Here is a 1,824-nt window from a genome sequence, read left to right on the forward strand (position 1 = left end):
GGGTCGGCTCCACCAGCGCCCCGCTGGCCGCCGCCGCGTCGAGCAGCTCGGCGACCAGCCGGTACAGCGGCGCGGCGTACCGCTCGTCGAGGTCGGCGTGCCGCTGCGGCTCCAACCAGCGGCGCAGCCACAGCGCGGTGGTCTCCGGCCGGTCCTCCAGGAAGTCCACGAACACGTCGACCAGGTCGTGCAGGGCGCGCAGCGCGGCCTGCGGCCCCTCGGTCAGGGCCGCGCGCGCGTTCTCGGCGGCGGCGGTCAGGACCTCCCGCTCGGCCTCGAACACCCGGGCGAAGCAGGCGTCGTAGAGCTGCGCCTTCGTACCGGTGTGGTGGGCGACGGTCGCGACGTCGACACCGGCGGCGGCGGCGACCTCGCGCAGCCCGACGGCGTCGAACCCGCGCTGGGCGAACAGCGCGGCGGCGGCGGTGAGCACCACCTCCCGGGTGGGCCGTGTCTCGTCGCGGCGGGGGCGGCCCGGGCGGCGGCGGGGCATGGTCATGACCACCATTCTGCCCCTACAATCCAGCAACCGTTGGATTGGCGGGCGCTACGCCCGGAGAGGAAGCGGCCATGAGCGGGCTCGACCAGCAGTCGGCCGGCGTCGGCGCGACCGCCCTGCCCCGTGGGCCGTTGCTCGGCTTCGCCGCCGGAAGTGTCGGCATGGGCATCTGGGTGACCGTCCCGGGGCTGCTGCTGCTGTACTTCCTCACCGACGTCCTGGCGGTCGCGCCGTGGCTGGCCGGCCTCGCCCTGCTGCTGCCCAAGATCGCCGACGTGCTGCTGCACCCGTGGATCGGGCACCGCTGCGACGTCGAGCAGGCCCGCCGCGGCGACCGGCGACGGTTGCTGCTGCTCGGCTGCGCCCTGCCGGTCGCCTTCGCGGCGCTGTTCGCGGTGCCGGGCGAGCTGACCGGCGCCCCGGCCGCCGCGTGGGTGGCGGTCGCGTTCGTCGCCGGCAACCTGCTGTTCGCCGCGTACCAGGTCCCCTACCTGGCCACCCCCGCGGACCTGCGGATCGGCTACCACGAGCGGACCCGGCTGATGGCCTTCCGGATGGTGGTCCTGACCCTGGGAATCCTCGTCTCCGGCCTGCTGGCACCGCTGCTGGCCGGCGGGGACGACGCCACCCGGGACGGCTACCAGCGGATGGGCGCGCTGCTCGCGGTGGGGATGCTGGTGACCATGCTGGTCGGGATGGCCGGCATCGCGCGCTTGCGGCGGGCCGCGGCGGCACCGGCCGGCGGGCACGTGGCGGGATGGCGGGCGTTGACCGCGACCCTGCGCGACCGGCAGTTCCGCTGGCTGGTCGCCGCGTACCTGGCGATGTCCACCACCACCCACCTGGTCCTCGCCGGCGTGCCCTACTACGCCGAGTACGAGCTGGGCCGTCCCGGTCTGACCACCGTCCTGGTGGCGGCGTTCGTCGCGCCGGCGCTGCTGGTCACACCGGTGTGGCTGGCGGTTGCCCGCCGGGTCGGCAAGCAGCGGGCCCTGCTGACCGCTCAGGGCGCGTTCGCGGCCGGCTCCCTGGTCCTCGCGGTGGGCCGCCCGGCCGGCCTGCCGGTACTGGTGGCGGCCGTGGCGGTGCTGGGGGTCTCGTTCGCCGGGATGCAGCTGCTGCCGTTCTCGATGGTGCCCGACGTGATCCGCGCCGGCACCGGCGCCGCCGGCACCTACACCGGGGTGTGGACCGCCACCGAGGCCACCGGGGCCGCGCTCGGCCCGTGGGCGTACGCGCTGTGCCTGGCCGCGGGCGGGTTCCTCGCCTCCGCCGCCGGCGAGACGGGCGTCCAGCGCCGAGTCCGGCTGGACGACCGTCTCGCC

The 1,824-nt window shown here is 75.9% G+C and carries 2 protein-coding genes; one reads left to right on the plus strand and one right to left on the minus strand.

Annotated elements, in window-relative coordinates; genetic code table 11:
* Positions 1-499 (minus strand): TetR family transcriptional regulator (locus AB0I76_RS29110; protein ID WP_357042116.1); only part of this gene is annotated, 499 nt, incomplete at its 3' end.
* Between the two features lie 71 nt (positions 500-570).
* Between AB0I76_RS29110 and AB0I76_RS29115 the strand changes: the two genes are divergently transcribed.
* Positions 571-1,824, plus strand: a 1,254-nt coding sequence (locus tag AB0I76_RS29115; RefSeq protein ID WP_357042118.1) for an MFS transporter, incomplete at its 3' end; no start/stop codon positions are given.

Source organism: Micromonospora sp. NPDC049799 (assembly GCF_040656655.1).
Taxonomy (GTDB): Bacteria; Actinomycetota; Actinomycetes; order Mycobacteriales; family Micromonosporaceae; genus Micromonospora.